14 protein-coding genes are annotated in these 15,620 nt (G+C 46.9%); all 14 read right to left on the bottom strand.

Going from position 1 to position 15,620, the window contains the following annotated elements; translation table 11 throughout:
- The coding region (gene yxdM, locus RAC86_RS23620; RefSeq protein WP_377886075.1) for an ABC transporter permease YxdM at positions 1–1,482 on the bottom strand (1,482 nt) is incomplete at its 3' end.
- Positions 1,457–2,230: an ABC transporter ATP-binding protein YxdL gene (yxdL, locus tag RAC86_RS23615; protein WP_003243557.1), complete on the bottom strand. Its 774-nt coding sequence runs from the start codon at positions 2,228–2,230 to the stop codon at positions 1,457–1,459. The genes yxdL and yxdM, both read right to left, overlap by 26 nt.
- A gap of 143 nt (positions 2,231–2,373) precedes the next feature.
- The gene (yxdK, locus tag RAC86_RS23610) at positions 2,374–3,351 is read right to left on the bottom strand and encodes a two-component system sensor histidine kinase YxdK (protein WP_015385109.1); all 978 of its coding nucleotides are present in this window, start codon (positions 3,349–3,351) and stop codon (positions 2,374–2,376) included.
- Entirely contained in the window at positions 3,348–4,037 is a 690-nt protein-coding gene (gene yxdJ, locus RAC86_RS23605; protein ID WP_003243527.1) for a two-component system response regulator YxdJ, read from the bottom strand. The genes yxdK and yxdJ overlap by 4 nt, the downstream gene beginning before the upstream one ends.
- Positions 4,038–4,144: 107 nt before the next feature.
- On the bottom strand, positions 4,145–5,017 hold the full coding sequence (gene iolJ / locus RAC86_RS23600) for a 6-phospho-5-dehydro-2-deoxy-D-gluconate aldolase (protein WP_103031280.1): 873 nt from the start codon (positions 5,015–5,017) through the stop codon (positions 4,145–4,147).
- Between the two features lie 20 nt (positions 5,018–5,037).
- Entirely contained in the window at positions 5,038–5,874 is an 837-nt protein-coding gene (gene iolI, locus RAC86_RS23595) for a 2-keto-myo-inositol isomerase (RefSeq protein ID WP_049140862.1), read from the bottom strand.
- Between the two features lie 85 nt (positions 5,875–5,959).
- Positions 5,960–6,829: a sugar phosphate isomerase/epimerase family protein gene (locus RAC86_RS23590; protein ID WP_021481028.1), complete on the bottom strand. Its 870-nt coding sequence runs from the start codon at positions 6,827–6,829 to the stop codon at positions 5,960–5,962.
- 19 nt (positions 6,830–6,848) lie between these two features.
- Entirely contained in the window at positions 6,849–7,883 is a 1,035-nt protein-coding gene (iolG, locus tag RAC86_RS23585; RefSeq protein WP_003244482.1) for a bifunctional inositol 2-dehydrogenase/D-chiro-inositol 1-dehydrogenase, read from the bottom strand.
- Positions 7,884–7,905: 22 nt separating this feature from the next.
- Positions 7,906–9,222: a myo-inositol transporter IolF gene (gene iolF, locus RAC86_RS23580; protein WP_046161050.1), complete on the bottom strand. Its 1,317-nt coding sequence runs from the start codon at positions 9,220–9,222 to the stop codon at positions 7,906–7,908.
- 14 nt (positions 9,223–9,236) lie between these two features.
- On the bottom strand, positions 9,237–10,130 hold the full coding sequence (iolE, locus tag RAC86_RS23575) for a myo-inosose-2 dehydratase (RefSeq protein ID WP_377886074.1): 894 nt from the start codon (positions 10,128–10,130) through the stop codon (positions 9,237–9,239).
- A 16-nt stretch (positions 10,131–10,146) separates the two neighbouring features.
- Positions 10,147–12,060 (bottom strand): 3D-(3,5/4)-trihydroxycyclohexane-1,2-dione acylhydrolase (decyclizing), encoded by a 1,914-nt coding sequence (gene iolD / locus RAC86_RS23570; RefSeq protein WP_088467465.1) that lies wholly within the window; start codon positions 12,058–12,060, stop codon positions 10,147–10,149.
- Positions 12,061–12,092: 32 nt separating this feature from the next.
- Positions 12,093–13,070 (bottom strand): 5-dehydro-2-deoxygluconokinase, encoded by a 978-nt coding sequence (gene iolC / locus RAC86_RS23565; protein ID WP_029726145.1) that lies wholly within the window; start codon positions 13,068–13,070, stop codon positions 12,093–12,095.
- A gap of 23 nt (positions 13,071–13,093) precedes the next feature.
- Positions 13,094–13,909: a 5-deoxy-glucuronate isomerase gene (gene iolB / locus RAC86_RS23560; RefSeq protein WP_014481418.1), complete on the bottom strand. Its 816-nt coding sequence runs from the start codon at positions 13,907–13,909 to the stop codon at positions 13,094–13,096.
- Between the two features lie 74 nt (positions 13,910–13,983).
- Entirely contained in the window at positions 13,984–15,447 is a 1,464-nt protein-coding gene (iolA, locus tag RAC86_RS23555) for a methylmalonate-semialdehyde dehydrogenase (protein WP_377886073.1), read from the bottom strand.
- Positions 15,448–15,620 lie beyond the last annotated feature (173 nt).

Genomic DNA, 15,620 nt, shown 5'->3' with positions numbered 1-15,620 from the left:
AGTCCCGGCTTTTGAAGCAAAATCAGAATGCACGTCGATATAATTGCCGTAAATCTCATTTTGCAAAGATTGGCTGATCTCAAGACTGTCTTTCCAATGATCATAGCTGTAGCCGTATAATGACGCTTGATCACCGAGTGATTTCAGCTGATCAAAGGTTTGATCATTCACCGCGATGATGGCATTCAATGAGATCAGCGGTTTTTTGACTTCTTTTACCGACAGTTTTTGATCAGACATCTCCCCTTTTTGGTTCAGCAGCTTCAGCTGATCCGGAGCTTTGTTTTTGAAATTGCGGTCATACGTTCCCGGGAAATAGACAGCCTCGTCTTCTTTCAGGCCGTTCACTTTGACATGGAAGTATTTTGCCGCATCCGATTTGCTGATCATGTAAACAGGGGGAACAGTTTCTCCTTCCTGATAGCGAACATAGGAAACATCTATTTTGTCTTTCTTATACGTAAAGCCGTGTGTTTTCAGTTCATGGTCAATATCTTTCAAATGAGTCTGTTCTTTTGGATTGTTGCTGTAAGATAAATACTCCATTTCATAAGCGGACTCTTCCGCTCCGACGGTCGATTTGTACATCGCGAGCACGCCTGTCGCAGTAAACGCAACCGCAGAAATAATGCTGACAATAAAGAACAGGCGGGCGTTGTCTTTTAAACGATAGACAAGGTCAGAAACCCAAATGATGTTTTTCCCGCGCAGATAAAAGGTTTTCCACTTCTTCAGCGCGCGCAGAATCCATATGCTGCTTTGGCTGAAAAAGAAATATGTTCCGATGACGGTGAGCAGTAAAATGATAAACGGTTCGGCCCCGTGGACATTGCCTTTAAGAACCATGCCGTACCCGCCGCACAGACAGGCGATGCCGAATAAGGACAGAAGCACGGACGGCTTAGGCTCCGGTTTAACCTTGCCAGTGCCCTTTATTAATTTGATAACCGTATTTGATCTGACAAAAAGGATCGTAAACTGCGATAAAAAGAAAAATAAGAGCAGAAATCCGCAGGCCGTAATACCGAGCGCTTTCCAAGGCATATACAAAGGCAGCGCGTCCATTTCTAAAATATAAGCGCCGACCGTAAAGAACGTCTTTGAAAAAATGAATCCACCGATAATGCCGGCTGCAATTGACATGACGCCGATGATCATATTTTCCGCAGTAATGAGCTTTCTCAGCTGCCCCGGCGTGATGCCCTGCATGAGCAGAATGCCGAATTCTTTATTTCTCGATTTCAAAAATGCATTAACCGAATACAGAACAAATAAGAAAGAAAAAACAAAGATCATCCATTCCGCAGCGGTTAAGCCTTTTTTGGCGATGTTATTCAGGTAGCCTTCCTTTAATGCCGGATGAAACAGGAACATCGCAAAGGTAAAGAAAATCAAAACGGAAAAGGCGCTGCTTAAAAAGAATGCAAGATAGGCCCTTTTGTTTCTCGTGACGTTTTTATAAGCGAACTGAAGAAAGGTCATTTGCGTTTCCCCCCAGCATAGACAGCACATCAAGAATTTGTTCATAAAAGACTTGGCGGTTTTCCCCGCGGTAAATCTCATTAAACAATTCGCCGTCTTTTATAAAGATGACGCGGCGGCAGTAGCTTGCCGAAACCGGATCGTGGGTCACCATCAAAGCCGTGACATGATCATCCCGATTCAGGCTCTGCAACGTTTCCATGACGTCTTTTGTCGCTTTGGAATCAAGGTTTCCAGTTGGTTCATCGGCCAGAATGAGTGACGGCTTATGAATGACCGCTCTTGCGATGGCGGCCCGCTGGCGCTGGCCTCCGGATACTTCAAACGTCCGCTTGTTAAGCAGGTTTTCGATACCGAGCTTTGCCGCGATGCCGTGCAGTTTTTCTTCCATTACAGACGGCGCTTCTTTTTCAAGCGTTAACGGCAGCATGATATTTTCACCGATTGTCAGCGTGTCCAGAAGGTTGAAATCCTGAAACACAAATCCGAGCTGCTTGCGGCGGAAATGAGCGAGCTTTGTCCGCTTCAGGCGATGCGGGTTTTCTCCGTTAATCAGGATATCGCCTGAATCCGGACGGTCAATCGTTGAAATGATATTCAAAAGCGTTGTTTTTCCGGACCCGGACGGCCCCATCACCGCCGTGAACTCGCCTTCTTCTATTGAAAATGAAATTTGCTTTAAGGCTTGATAGGACACTTGTCCTTTATAGGTTTTATTTATATGTTTGACTTCAAGCATATTCGCCATGAAAATCCTCCTTATGGTTTTATTCTTGTTGATCTGGGCTGCTTTCATGTAGTGCCGGGACGTTCAACATAAAAATCCCCTTGACATAAATCCATGTTATCAAGGGGAAACAAAGCGGGCTATGTTGTTTTCTTAACGCAGCCTTACATTTTTGTAAGAAATGAAAATCGAACTGATGTCCCTTCACCGGGAGACGAGCTGATGTCCACCGTATGATTGAGCTTATCTGTAATTTCTTTGACGAGATGGAGGCCGATTCCCGTAGATTCTTGGAAACGCCGCCCGTTTTCACCCGTGTAATAAGGGTCAAACACCCGCTTGATGTCTTGTGAGGGAATCCCGACACCGTAATCTTTGACTTCAAGCACCGTCCTGTCTTCATCGCGAAAGACATTCAGCTCAAGTCTGTCACTCTTGCCCGCTGAATACTTGACCGCATTTGTGACCACTTGGCCAATCGCAAATTTGAGCCATTTGGCATCGGTGTAAATCTGATGATCATCGCAAACGTTCATTTTCGGATAAACGCGATATTGAATAAAAAATCGTTTATAGCTTTGAATGACTGATTGGAGAAGCTCGGACAGGGAAACCGCTTCGATTTTAAAATCCCGTTCAAACAGGTCGAGCCTTGAAGAATAAAGAAGCGTCTCCAGCCCGAATTCAATCTGCCGGACTTCTTTTTTGATTTGTTCAAAAACGGGCTCATCCTCTTCTTGAATGATTAAATTAATGACCGACAGCGGCGTCTTTACTTGGTGCACCCATTGATTCATATACGTCACCCGCGCGTCCAGCTTGGCTTCAGTCTCATGGAGCTTCTGGTGCTGCAGCCGGATCAGCTCCATCTGCTTTTCATACAGCTCTGAACAGAACACTGAAGAACCGAGATACGGGATATCCGTCCCTTCCTGCCCCGAGCTGAGCCAATGATACACGCCGCGGTCTTTGTACCAGCGATAGGCAAGATAGCCCGCCAAAATAAGAAGCTGCACGCCCAATATGTAAAACAAGTGAGAAAAAGAATGAAGACCCGCAAACCAGTAATAAAAGAAGACAAACAGCCCTTGAAGGAGAAAAAGCAGAATCAGCACTGCATGAGACCGGAGAAACAGCTTCATGACTGCGCCCTCAGCTGGTAGCCTTCGCCCCGCACCGCTTCAATAGAAACAGGCGCATTCAGCTCCCGCAGTTTTTTTCTGAGCCGCGTGATATACACGTTAAGTGTATTATCATCGATGAATATGTCGGTGTCCCACGTCTTTTCCATGAGACGGTCCCGACTCGTCACCTTTTCTCCCCGCTCAAGCAGCACTTCCAAAAGCTTGCTTTCTTTTTTAGAAAGCTCGCTTTTTTCATCCTGAAAACGCAGTTCAAACCGTTCCACAAAGAGCTGGACGCCGGCATATTCAACCACTTTCTCTCCCTGCTTTGCGGCGTACTCCCCGTACGCCCTCCGGATCTGGCTTTTGATTTTCGCAAGCACAATATCATAAGAAAACGGTTTTTCGATATAATCGTCTCCCCCATTTTCAATCGCCATCACCTGATCCATTTCCCCGCTTCTGGCAGAAATAAAGATGATCGGGCTTGTGGAGTGCTGGCGGATCTGCCGGCACCAATAATATCCGTCATATGCCGGCAAATTGATATCAAGCAGCACCACATCGGGCTTTTCCCGCAAAAAGACATCAAGAACAGCTGTAAAATCCGCGGCGACCACTGTTTGATATCCGTATTTTTCAAGGTAATTCTGCAATAGTCCGCGAATGTCTTCACTGTCTTCCACAATCATGATTTTATTCAAACTGAACCACTCCCGTTTCTTACACTGCTGCCATCATCATAATCGTTTTGGGCGTATGGACGCAACACCGCACAAAAAAACCGCCATCTCGGCGGTTTCTGGTCTCTTTAGCCGACCTGCTGCTTAGCTGCTTTACCGGCTGATCCGAACTCTCTCATTTTGCTTCGCACTGTCTCTTCCACGGCTTCAATGCCGGGTGTCAAATAGCCGCGCGGTTCGTACAGATCGCTGTTTTCCTGGAACATGCGGCGTGTTTCGTCTGTCCACGCTACCATACATTCCGTATTGATATTGATCTTCGCGTGGCCGAGTGTGATGGCTTTTTTGATCTGATCCTGCGGAATCCCGGATGCCCCGTGAAGAACGAGGGGAATATCAGTCATGCGGGAGATAGCCTCCATTTCCTTAAATCCGAGATTCGGCTCACCCTGATATTTGCCGTGTACAGAGCCGAGGGCGGCGGCCAGCGCGTCGATATTGGTTTCTTTGACGATCCGCTCACATTCCGTGATATCGGCATAGCAGACCCCGCCGACCAGTCCGTCTTCCATTCCGCCGACCGTGCCGACTTCGGCTTCTACTGATACGCCGTGTTTTGCGGCATAATCGGTGACTTCTTTTGTCATTGCGATATTCTCGTCAATCGGCTGATGGGAGCCGTCAATCATCACTGAGCTGAATCCGGCATCAATGGCCTGTCTGCAGCGTTCCGCACTGCTGCCGTGATCGAGATGAAGCACGACCGGAACGGTAATCGCCATGTCCTCCATTAACGCGCCTACCATGGCAGCAATCGTTTTAAATCCGCCTAAATAGTCGACCAGGCGATCGGAAGCCGCGGCGATGACCGGTGATTGCTCCTTTTGCGCCGCCTGCAAAATCGCCTTCGTCCATTGCAGGCCGTTGATATTAAACTGGCCAATTGCATATTGCTCCCGCTTTGCATCTTCAAGAAGCTCTTTCATCGATACAAAAGCCATGTCCACCCCTCCTTTATCCATTACATGTTGAAGTATTTTGATACGACGTCCACTGTTGTTTTTTTCGCTGTTTGAATGGCTTCCTCAGCAGTCAGCTTATAGTATTCAGGCCGGAAGAGCTCAACCGATACAACATCAGAGAAGCCAATTTCCTTCAGTGCAGATAAGTGGGCATCTAAGTCAATTGCCCCTTGTCCCGGCCATACACGATCCTCATCTGTTAAAAAGCCGATTGGGAAATCTTCTGTATCATCAATATGATAGATGAAGATTTTCTTTCCGTCCGCCTGCTTTAAGCTCTCAATATTTGAACCCATTGCATGGAAGTGAAAACTGTCAAGGACAAGCCCGACATTGTCACGGTTAACTGTGTTTACGATCTCATACGCCTGTTCAAACGTATTGACCGTACATTGCGGATGGCCGACAAATTCAAGCGCGATTTTTACGCCGTACGGCTCCGCGATATCTGACAGCTCAGTCAGCACGTCTACACTGCTCTTTTTGATCTCTTCTTTTACAATCTTCTGCTCTGTCACAAGCGGAACGGCCACCACATATTTCACACCGAGGGTTTTGCATGTTTCCATCATGCCTTTAAATTCAGTGATGATCTCGTTGTGGCCCTTTTCATCACGGTTGTTGAAGAAAACAAGCGCGTTTAGGGCAAGCGGTTTGATGTGATGGGTTTGAAAATATTCCGCAAGATCTGCCAATGAATGATCTTTTAAGTACTCGGGCAGCTTATCCATTGTGCGGATTTCAATATAATCATAGCCGTGCTTTTCGCATAGTTCTAAATCCTGTTTAAGGTTTGAGTTTTCCAATGTTGTCGCTTCATTAAAACAAAGTTTCATGCCAGACTCCCCCATCTGCGTTTTAGATATGAAGGGAGTTCGGCAGGAAGGCTGTCGCCATATCCCGCCGAACTCCATGCTCAGCTTATGCCAGACCTAATTCTTCTTTCATTTTCTTAAGCATAAATCGGCTTGATTCATCCGCTCTTTCATCGACCCAAGCAAATACGGCATTCGTCGCAATTCCGTCGAACTTCATCTCTCTCAGTTTTCTGAAAATCGTATCAAAATCAACCTCGCCTTGGCCAATGTCCAAATGCTGGTGAACCGTTACTTTCGCGTCAGGCGGATTGACGATATAGCGAAGGCCATGAGCCGCTTTATGATTATAGGTATCTGCAAATAAAACATGTGTGAGGCGGTCGCCGGCTTCGTCAAACATGGTCTCGATGTCGCCTTTGCCGTCATCATAGAAGAACGTATGCGCAGTCGAGTAGACAAGATTGATCCAATCCTTGTCAAGCGCGCGGATCATATCCATCGCACCTTTGTGCGTTTCGATAAAATCATATGGATGGGCTTGAAGATTGAGTTTCATGCCTTCTTTTTCAAAGACTGGCAGAAGCTCATCCATGGATTTGATAAATTTTTCTTCACTTGTTAAAGGATCATATTTTGAACCGCTGAATTCGCTGTTCATCAAATCCACTTCAAGTTCAACCGCAATTTCGATTGCCCGTTTCCAATTGCGCACCGCTGCCTGCCGGCGGTCTTCATCAGGACCCGCCCAGTGGTAAAGAGGAAGAAGCGATGAAAGCTTAACACCTGTATCTCTTAAAAGGCGCTTTAATTGTTTGATCTTTGCTGAATCAACTTTCGGATATTTATAAAACGGACAAAAATCCTCACGCGGAGACAATTCGATATATTCATAGCCAAGCTCCGCCGTTTTATAGACCGTTTCCTCTAAAGTTAAATCATCACGATACATGGATGGATCCAATGCTAACTTCATATTTTCACTCCTCTGTTTTTTAGTTTTGAACTGTTGTAAAAGATTGATAGAATTCCGGTTTTTCCTTCAATTCAACCTTTTCTTTTTGTCCAGATTCCTGGGCTTTTACACACGCGTCAGTCGTGACAGCAGCAATATAGCCGTCCCATGCCGTCGGTCCGCTGACCTCGCCTTTCTTTTGAATCGAATCAATAAAGTCTTGGATTTCCACATCATACGCAGCGACAAAGCGTCTCTGCCAATCCATCAAAATATCAGTACTGAATCTGCCTTCTTTTCTCAAGCTGATGCTTGATGGCTCGGGAAGCTTGATGATGCCGTCTTCTCCGACGATTTCGCATTGAATGTCATAGCCGTATTTACAGTTCACATAGATTTCAGCATTGATGACGATACCGCCTTTTGTTTCAATTACGACGATTTGCGGATCTTTTAAATGCGGCAGCGCGTTTTTCGATTTTTTCGGGTAGATGACTTGAACGGACTCGTAGTCATCGTTGACGAGCCAGTGCAGCACATCAATTTCATGAACAAGCGTGTCGACTACGGCCATATCGGTTGTGTAGTTATCTCCTACAGTCGGGTTGCGGTGCGCGCAGTGAATCATAAGCGGTTCGCCAATCACATGGTTATCGAGTGCTTCCTTCAGCTGTACGTAACCGCTATCATAACGGCGCATGAAGCCGACTTGAACAAGGCGTTTGCCCACTTTGATTTCTTCTTCGACGATTCGCATGCATCCTTCAGCCGTTGTCGCGAGCGGTTTTTCACAGAACACATATTTCTGGGCTTTAATGGCTTTCAGCACGCTTGACTCATGCGCAGGCCCCCAGCTTGTCACTAAAACAGCGTCTACATTTTCGTCTGCAAGCAAGCTGTCATCATTCGGATAAACCGTCGCGTTTAATTGGTATTGCTCAACGACCTTTTGTGCAGCTTCTTGATTAACATCCGTTACAGCTACAATTTCCGCGCCGGACAGCTTGTTCGTGATGCGGTTAATATGTTCTTTTCCGATTGCTCCAGTTCCAATTACGCCAATACGTAAACTCATTGACAGCCACTCCTTCTGTTGATTACATAATTTTGCTTTCTGTTTCTTGCTTTACTTGGCTCTGAGGAGATCCGTAGAGTTCCTCTTGAATTTGTTCAAGCGACTTGCCAGACGTATTCGGCGCAAAGAGCAGCCCGATGATCATACTGGCCGTCACACATCCGAGAAGAATTGCAGCCATCGTTCCAATGCCGAAATTGGTGATAATCATTGGGACAAACAGACTCCAAATCCCTATTGAAATACGGACAAGGAAAAACATCAGTCCTTGTGCGGAAGCACGATATTGCGTAGGAAAGATTTCACTAGCCCATAACTGATAGTTCGCTTGCTGCCCTGCTCCGTTATTGATGCCGATCACGACAATAAACAGGAGCAGAATCGGCAGGCCTTCAACTGGCAGCAGAAACAGTGTCCACCCGATCACCGCCATGAAAGCGGCGATTCCAAATACGGTTTTTCTATATTTGTCGGCAAAGGGCATGAAGATCAAGGCGACCCCCAATCCTGTGAAGATAAACAGCCCCATTTGCAAAAGGTTGGCCATGTTGGCAGATACACCGCCGACCTGCTGATAAATGTATGGCATAAAGAAGCCCATGACCCCGGCGGCTAAGTTCCAAACCAAGTACACACCCATCAAAAACAATATGCTTTTTAGATACATAGGCTTGAGCAAATCAAAATATGATGTCTTATTCAGTACAGCCGGCTTCTCTGCCTGAGCATCCTCCGGCTGATTTTTTGACTGCCAGGCGTCTGATTCCGGAAGCCTGATTCTCAGGATGTACGTAATCAGCGCAATCACAAGCAGATGGGCAAATACGATTTTATTCCCCAGGAGTCCCAAGTCACCGGCCAGTACGGAGAGGAGCAGTACAACGACAGCGCCCGCGGCCCAAGCGACTTGTGCTACGCCACAATGCCTAGCCCGATTCTTCTTTGGCGCATTTTCCGCAATAATGGTCCATGACGCGGTTATGTCAGCCCCTACTGATAAACCGATAATGATGTAACCGCTTAACAACATGGGGAAATTAACCCCGAACAAAACCAAACAAATCCCTAGTGCATAAACCAGCATACTATTGGTATAAACAGCCTTCCGTCCGACTTTATCAGCCAGAAACCCGCCAAGCAGCGCGCCGACAGCGGCAGAAATCGCATTTGCGCTCAGCGCGCCGAGCAGCCCGATTTGCGTATCGGATAGCTTAAGGTAACTGACCCATAATGATAAACCGGCGGAGCCTGCCACAATTGAACCGGCATCAATATAGTTGGCCAATGCTGCCGCGATTGTCCGTTTATTGAAGGCTGAATCTCCATTGGTATTGCCCATATGTTCATTCCCCATTAAGCCAGATCCAACAACTGCTGATCAATATAGTTTCTCGCAATCAATGCATACTCCAGCGGGTTTGCAACATCGGGGTCCTGTTCAGCTTCAATGACAATCCATCCGGAATAACTGTGCTTCAACAGCAGCTGATATACTTCTCTAAAGTCAATGCAGCCGTCACCGGGAACCGTAAACATGCCTTTTAAAAATGATTGCCGGAACGATTGTCCTTCGAGCCTGCATTGTTCCATGACATTCAGGCGGGCATCCTTAAAGTGCACATGCTTAATGCGGCCGATATGCTTCTCAAGCATCCCCATGTAATCGCCGTCAGAAATATACGCATGGCCTGTATCATAGAGGAGGTGTACATGCGCAGGGTCTGTTCCTGCCATCAGGCGGTCCACTTCTTCCGCTGTTTGGACACCAGTGCCGAGATGATGATGATAGACAAGCTTCAAGCCATGCTGAGCGGCAATTACGCCAAGGTGATTCAGCCCTTCGCAAAGCCGCTCCCATTCATCATCCGTAAAGTGCGGCTTCTCTGTGAACACATTTTTCTCCAAGCCTTGCACGCTGTACGTTTGTTCAGAGACAACTGCGACATCCGCGTTTACTTGCTGCAAATACTCACAATGCAGGGTAAATGTCTTTGCCGCTTCACCAAGTCCGTCACGCAAAATAAAACTGCTGAACCATTTTCCTGCAATGCGTAAGTTCCGAAGCTTCAGCTCTTTGTTCAGGACGGCAGGTTCGGGGAAAAAGCCCCCGACTTCCGTGCCTTGAAAACGTGCGACAACGATATCACTTAACAAATGCTGAAGTGTATTTCCCGCTCCAATTTCAGGCATGTCATCATTCCGCCACCCAATGGGAGCGATTCCCCACAGGATTTCATTTTTGCCCATCTATGGTGCCTCCCCTCTAATACTGCTTCGCAGATTCCAGCTTTTTCTCTTTTGCTTCGTATGCTTTCTGAACGCTTTCTTGTTCAGATACCTCTGCCACCCCGACGTGCCACCAGCTGTCATAGCCGTCCGTCATTGTTTTAGGCAGAACCTTCATTTCAATTAATGTTGATACATCCTGTTTCTTCGCATCCTCTAACGCCGCTTTTAATTCTTCTACTGTGTTTGCACGGTAGGTTTTCGCGCCGTATCCCTCAGCGACTTTCGCGTAATCGACATTCAGGATTTGGTTGTCATCTGTGCGGAACTCGCAATAGTAGCTGCCGCTGCCGTGATCCATTTGCAGGTTGTTGATGCATCCGAATCCTGAGTTGTCAAAGAGCAGCACATTGATTTTCTTGTTGTATTGAATCGCCGTGATCAATTCAGAATGAAGCATCAGGAAGCTGCCGTCTCCGACGATTGAATACACTTCTCTGTCAGGGTGGGCCAGTTTAAGACCGAGTGTCCCGGACACTTCATAGCCCATGCAAGAATACCCATACTCCAGGTGATACGTATTCGGAACATTAGAATGCCACAGACGCTGCAAATCTCCTGGGAGTGAGCCTGCTGAACAGATGATGACGCTGTCTTCAGGAATCGTCTCGTTGATTGTCAGCAATGCCGTTGTTTGCGGAAGCTCCGTATTCAACGCGTCAGCATATTCATTCAGGACCTCTTGAGAAAAATGATTTTTGATTTCCGGATCAAATGCTTCCCGCTTAAACGTCACTTTGCTGAGACGCTCGCGTTCAGCTAGCCATTCGTCCTTCAGCTCCCGAATCGTTGTGCCGAACTCGCTCTCATAGCCTTCAAGCAAGCCATGCAGTTTGCCAAGCGTCGCTTTCGCATCCGCTACCACTTGGAATGCATCAAGTTTATACGCCTGCATTCGGCTGACGTTAATGTTCAAAAACTTCGCTTTATCAAAATCAAAAGCGGTCTTAGAGGATGTCGCAAAATCTGTATACCTTGTGCCGATGCCGATAATCAAATCAGCTTGGCGGGCCGCTTTGTTTGCCGCAAGTGTACCTGTGATGCCCATTCCGCCAAGGTTGTTCGCAAAATCTGCCTCAACAGTAGACTTTCCTGCCTGCGTTTCAACTAACGGAATGTTATAGGCTTCAGAAATGGCAACCAATTCATCGCGCGCACCGGAATATTTTGCGCCTCCGCCGACGAGAATCACAGGTTTTTTGCTGGATTTAATCAGCTCCGCCGCACCTTGAAGCTCGCGCTCGCTCGGCTGCATGCGATCAATATAGTGAACCCGTTTGACGAAGAAACTTTCATCAAAATCGTATGCTTCCCCTTCAACATCCTGAGAAATACAAATCGTTGCCGGACCTGCTTTTGCCGGGTCAGTCATGACTTCAAACGCGCGCAGCAAACTGCTCATCAGCTGCTCAGGGCGCGTAATGCGGTCCCAGTATCTCGATACAGGTTTCAATGCATCGTTTGTCGTAATCGCCGCACTGTATTCTTGCTCCATTTGCTGCAGTACAGGGTCTGGCTGTCTTGTCGCAAATGTGTCTGCCGGAATCAAGAGAACTGGGATATTGTTTGCCAATGCAGTGCCGGCTGCCGCCACCAAGTTAGCCGCTCCAGGTCCGACGGATGTAGACACCGCATATATTTTTCTTCTCAGCATTTGCTTGCTGTACGCCATGGCCGCATGCGCCATTCCTTGTTCATTTTTCCCTTGATAGACTTTCAAATGGCCTGCATCCTGCTCAAGCGCTTGCCCGATCCCTAATACGTTTCCATGGCCGAAAATTGTGAAAATCCCTTCGACAAAAGGCTCTTCCTTTCCATCAACATGGATGTACTGCTGGTTTAAGAATTTAATCAGCGCCTGTGCTGTTGTTAAGCGAATTTTCTTACCCACAAACGATCCCACCTTTACTCGATCTTTTTCAATTATGACTGTGCTTCAATAAGCTGTACGATTTCTTCCGCAGTCGGCATCGCTTCTGACGAACTATGCTTGCTCACCACAATGGAAGCGGAAGCACTGCCGTATTTCAATGCCGTTTCAATGTCTTTTCCGCTGACAAGGCCATAGATAAAGGCTGACGCATAGGAGTCACCGGCTCCAAAGGTTTTCAGCACTTTTGTCTTGTACGCTTGAGCGCGGAATACCTCGCCGGATTTGCTGTATGCGTAAGAGCCTTCGACGCCGTGTTTGATGACAACGAGGTCGGCTGAATGGCCAAATAAATGATTGACGGATTCTTCATTGCTTCCGCCTGTGCGGTTTTCCATCACATCAAATTCATCGCGTGTGCCGATGACGATATCAGACTGCTCGGCAACCAAAGAATAATAAACGGCTGTTTCATCTGATGACTGCCACGTATACGGACGGTAATCCAGTTCGAACACCACTTTAACCTGATGCTTCTTCGCGTATTGAACAGCTTTTAGCACCGCTTCCCGTGACGGGCTTTTGGCGAGCGCTGTCCCGGAAACAAGCAGCATTTTCGCATTTGCGATATAGTCCTCGCTTACCTCTGAAGGCTCAAGATAAAGATCCGCCACATCATCGCGATACATTAAAATGCTGCATTCTTCAGGGCTGAGGATTTCTGTAAATGCAAGGCCTGCTTTGTGTCCATCTTGATCAACAACCATCTGTGTTGTATCAACGCCGGTCTTTCTCATATAGGACTCTATGAATCTTCCATGCTGGTCATCCGGAATTTTGCCGATGAAGCCCGCTTTTAAGCCAAGCTTCGCGCTGCCGATCGCGATATTCGCAGGTGAACCCCCAACGTATTTGGAAAATGTCATCGTCTCTTCCATTGGGCGGTTGTATTCGACTGCGTTCAGGTCAATACATGCCCGGCCGATGGCAACAATATCAAAAGCCTTCTCTTCATTGAATGTATACTTCATCGTAAACAGCCACTCCTCACTTGTTAGCGTTCTAAAATCCATTCATGCGCCGGGTCGTTATAAAACTTCCATTTTCGCGTCGGCCCTGCCATGACATTTAAATAGTAGGATGTGTATCCGTCCGGAACGCCTACCGGGTGGTATCCCGCAGGAACGATGACAACGTTTTCATTTTCCACAGTCATTGTCTCGTCAATAGAACGGTCATCTGTGTATACGCGCTGAAATACAAAGCCCTGTCCCGGGTCTAACTCATGGTAGTACGTTTCTTCTAAGAAAGATTCTTCCGGCAAGTTGTCTTGATCATGTTTGTGAGGCGGGTAGCTGGACCAGTTGCCGCTGTCTGTATAGACTTCAACTACTAATAGACTGTTAGCTGAAGGGTCTGAATCCGGAAGAATGTTATGAACAGTACGTTTGTTTGAAAATTGCCCGCGATGCTCAATTCCGTTGTCTTCCGCTTTGATCAGCTTTGTCGGAAGCTGCTTTTCCGATGGAGAATAGCAAAGCGCCACTCTTGCGTCGCTGACTGCTGTGATCTCAAATGCACGGTCATTTGATATATAGACGCTGTCTGTCGGTTTTCGTTCAAATACGCTTTCACGCGTGCCGATATTCTCAAAAGTCGACTCATGATCTGTCACTGTAATTTTTCCCGTTACCGCCACAATACAGATTTCTTGTTTTTTCAATTCTTCTGTATAGCTTGAACCTGATGCAAGATCTAACACTTTAAACTCTACATAAGTGAGATCAGAGTTGGATGTCGTTACTTCGTGCACGAGTTTGACCCCATTAGACACTTCATGCGACTGCGGCTTACGCAACAAATAACTCATAGAGAAGCCCTCCTCTTTCTATTGGCAGAATGAGTCCGAACAGCGCACATGGACGCCGTTCGGCTGTTCGTCGTTTAGTTGAAATCAGGTGCCGGATATCTTGCCGTCACCACTTTTTTACGTGTATAGAAGTCGACGCTGTCTTTTCCGTTCGCATGCAGCGTTCCAAAGAATGAAGATTTCCAGCCTGAGAATGGGAAGAACGCCATTGGAGCCGGCACACCAAGGTTGATGCCTAGCATTCCCGCATCAATGTTTTCACGGAAGTAGCGGATTGCGTTTGAGTTGGATGTGAACAAGCAGGCGCCGTTCGCAAACTCAGACTTATTGGCGATTTCAATCGCTTCTTTCAGGTTTTTCACACGGATGACAGATAAGACCGGAGCGAAAATTTCATCTTTCCAGATCGTCATTTCTGTTGTGACATTGTCAAAGATCGTCGGGCCGACAAAGTAGCCGTCGTCAGACACATTTTCACGTCCGTCACATACGAGTCTGGCACCTTCTTCAAGACCTTTTTCGATATAGCTGAGCGTGCGCTTCTTGTTGTCTTCGCGAATCACCGGTCCTAAGAACACGCCGTCATCAAGGCCGTTACCGATTTTAATGTCCGCCACTTTTTCCTGCAGCTTCGCCATAAATTCATCGGCGATTCCTTCTTCAACCGTCACAACCGCACAAGCCATGCAGCGTTCACCGGCAGAACCGAAGGCAGCTCCGACGATGTTTGTAACCGTGTCTTCAAGATTCGCATCGTTCAAGACAATCGTATGGTTTTTCGCGCCAGTCAGAGATTGAACGCGTTTTAAGTTTTCGCTTCCTTTTTTGTAGACGTATTCGCCGACTGGCTTGGAGCCTACAAATGAAATCGCTTTAATTTCGGGATGCTCTAGGATGCCGTTCACAACGTCATGCGCACCGTATACGACGTTGAATACCCCTTTCGGAAGGCCCGCTTTTTCAAAAAGCTCAACCAATTTCTCTGTTAACAGCGGAGTCCGCTCAGATGGCTTTAAAATAAATGTGTTGCCGAGCGCGATCGCCATCGGGAACATCCAGCAAGGAACCATCATCGGGAAGTTGAATGGCGCGATTCCGCCGACAACTCCGATTGGATAACGGTAGTTCGCCGCTTCAACGTCCGTTGCGATGGAAGCAAGTGAGTCACCCATCATCAGGGAAGGTGCTCCAGCGGCGAACTCTACGTTTTCAATCCCGCGTCCCACTTCACCTAAAGCTTCTTTTGTGTTTTTTCCGTTTTCAATGGTAATTAGATGAGCCAGTTCTTCTTTATGCTGAGACAGCAGCTGCTGGAAGTTAAATAGAATTCTGGCTCGGCGCGGAACCGCCACCTTTGACCATGTTTCAAACGCTTCAGCCGCCGTTTGCGCTGCGTAATCAATATCCTCTTGTGTAGAAATCGGCACTTGGCATAGTACTTCTTTCGTCGCCGGATTGACGACATCTTCATATTGATCTGTTTTGCTTTCAACCCATTCACCGTTGATGTAGTTTTTTAATTTTCTGATTTCTGCCATTCTTATTGCCTCCTTCATTAGTAAACACATACACTTGTATGGATGGTTCCGGATAGATTCATATCAATATCCACTTTTCAGCAAGCCAGGAATTAAACGCTTTCAAAAAAACCAAAAAAATAAATGGCGGATGCATATTTACATACAAGCAACCATTTCATGCACAACAGGTT

It is taken from the genome of Bacillus sp. LR_5, assembly GCF_042709275.1.
The sequence above is the reverse complement of the archived record's forward strand: the minus strand, read 5'-3'. Positions and strand labels throughout refer to the sequence as shown.

What these genes read in the sequence shown, in the direction of transcription:
- yxdL (WP_003243557.1), bottom strand. Translation starts at nt 2,230, where the DNA reads ATGGCGAATATGCTTGAAGTCAAACATATAAATAAAACCTATAAAGGA.
- yxdK (WP_015385109.1), bottom strand. Translation starts at nt 3,351, where the DNA reads ATGAAGCTGTTTCTCCGGTCTCATGCAGTGCTGATTCTGCTTTTTCTC.
- iolJ (WP_103031280.1), bottom strand. Translation starts at nt 5,017, where the DNA reads ATGGCTTTTGTATCGATGAAAGAGCTTCTTGAAGATGCAAAGCGGGAG.
- iolI (WP_049140862.1), bottom strand. Translation starts at nt 5,874, where the DNA reads ATGAAACTTTGTTTTAATGAAGCGACAACATTGGAAAACTCAAACCTT.
- RAC86_RS23590 (WP_021481028.1), bottom strand. Translation starts at nt 6,829, where the DNA reads ATGAAGTTAGCATTGGATCCATCCATGTATCGTGATGATTTAACTTTA.
- iolG (WP_003244482.1), bottom strand. Translation starts at nt 7,883, where the DNA reads ATGAGTTTACGTATTGGCGTAATTGGAACTGGAGCAATCGGAAAAGAA.
- iolF (WP_046161050.1), bottom strand. Translation starts at nt 9,222, where the DNA reads ATGGGCAATACCAATGGAGATTCAGCCTTCAATAAACGGACAATCGCG.
- iolE (WP_377886074.1), bottom strand. Translation starts at nt 10,130, where the DNA reads ATGGGCAAAAATGAAATCCTGTGGGGAATCGCTCCCATTGGGTGGCGG.
- iolC (WP_029726145.1), bottom strand. Translation starts at nt 13,070, where the DNA reads ATGAAGTATACATTCAATGAAGAGAAGGCTTTTGATATTGTTGCCATC.
- iolB (WP_014481418.1), bottom strand. Translation starts at nt 13,909, where the DNA reads ATGAGTTATTTGTTGCGTAAGCCGCAGTCGCATGAAGTGTCTAATGGG.
- iolA (WP_377886073.1), bottom strand. Translation starts at nt 15,447, where the DNA reads ATGGCAGAAATCAGAAAATTAAAAAACTACATCAACGGTGAATGGGTT.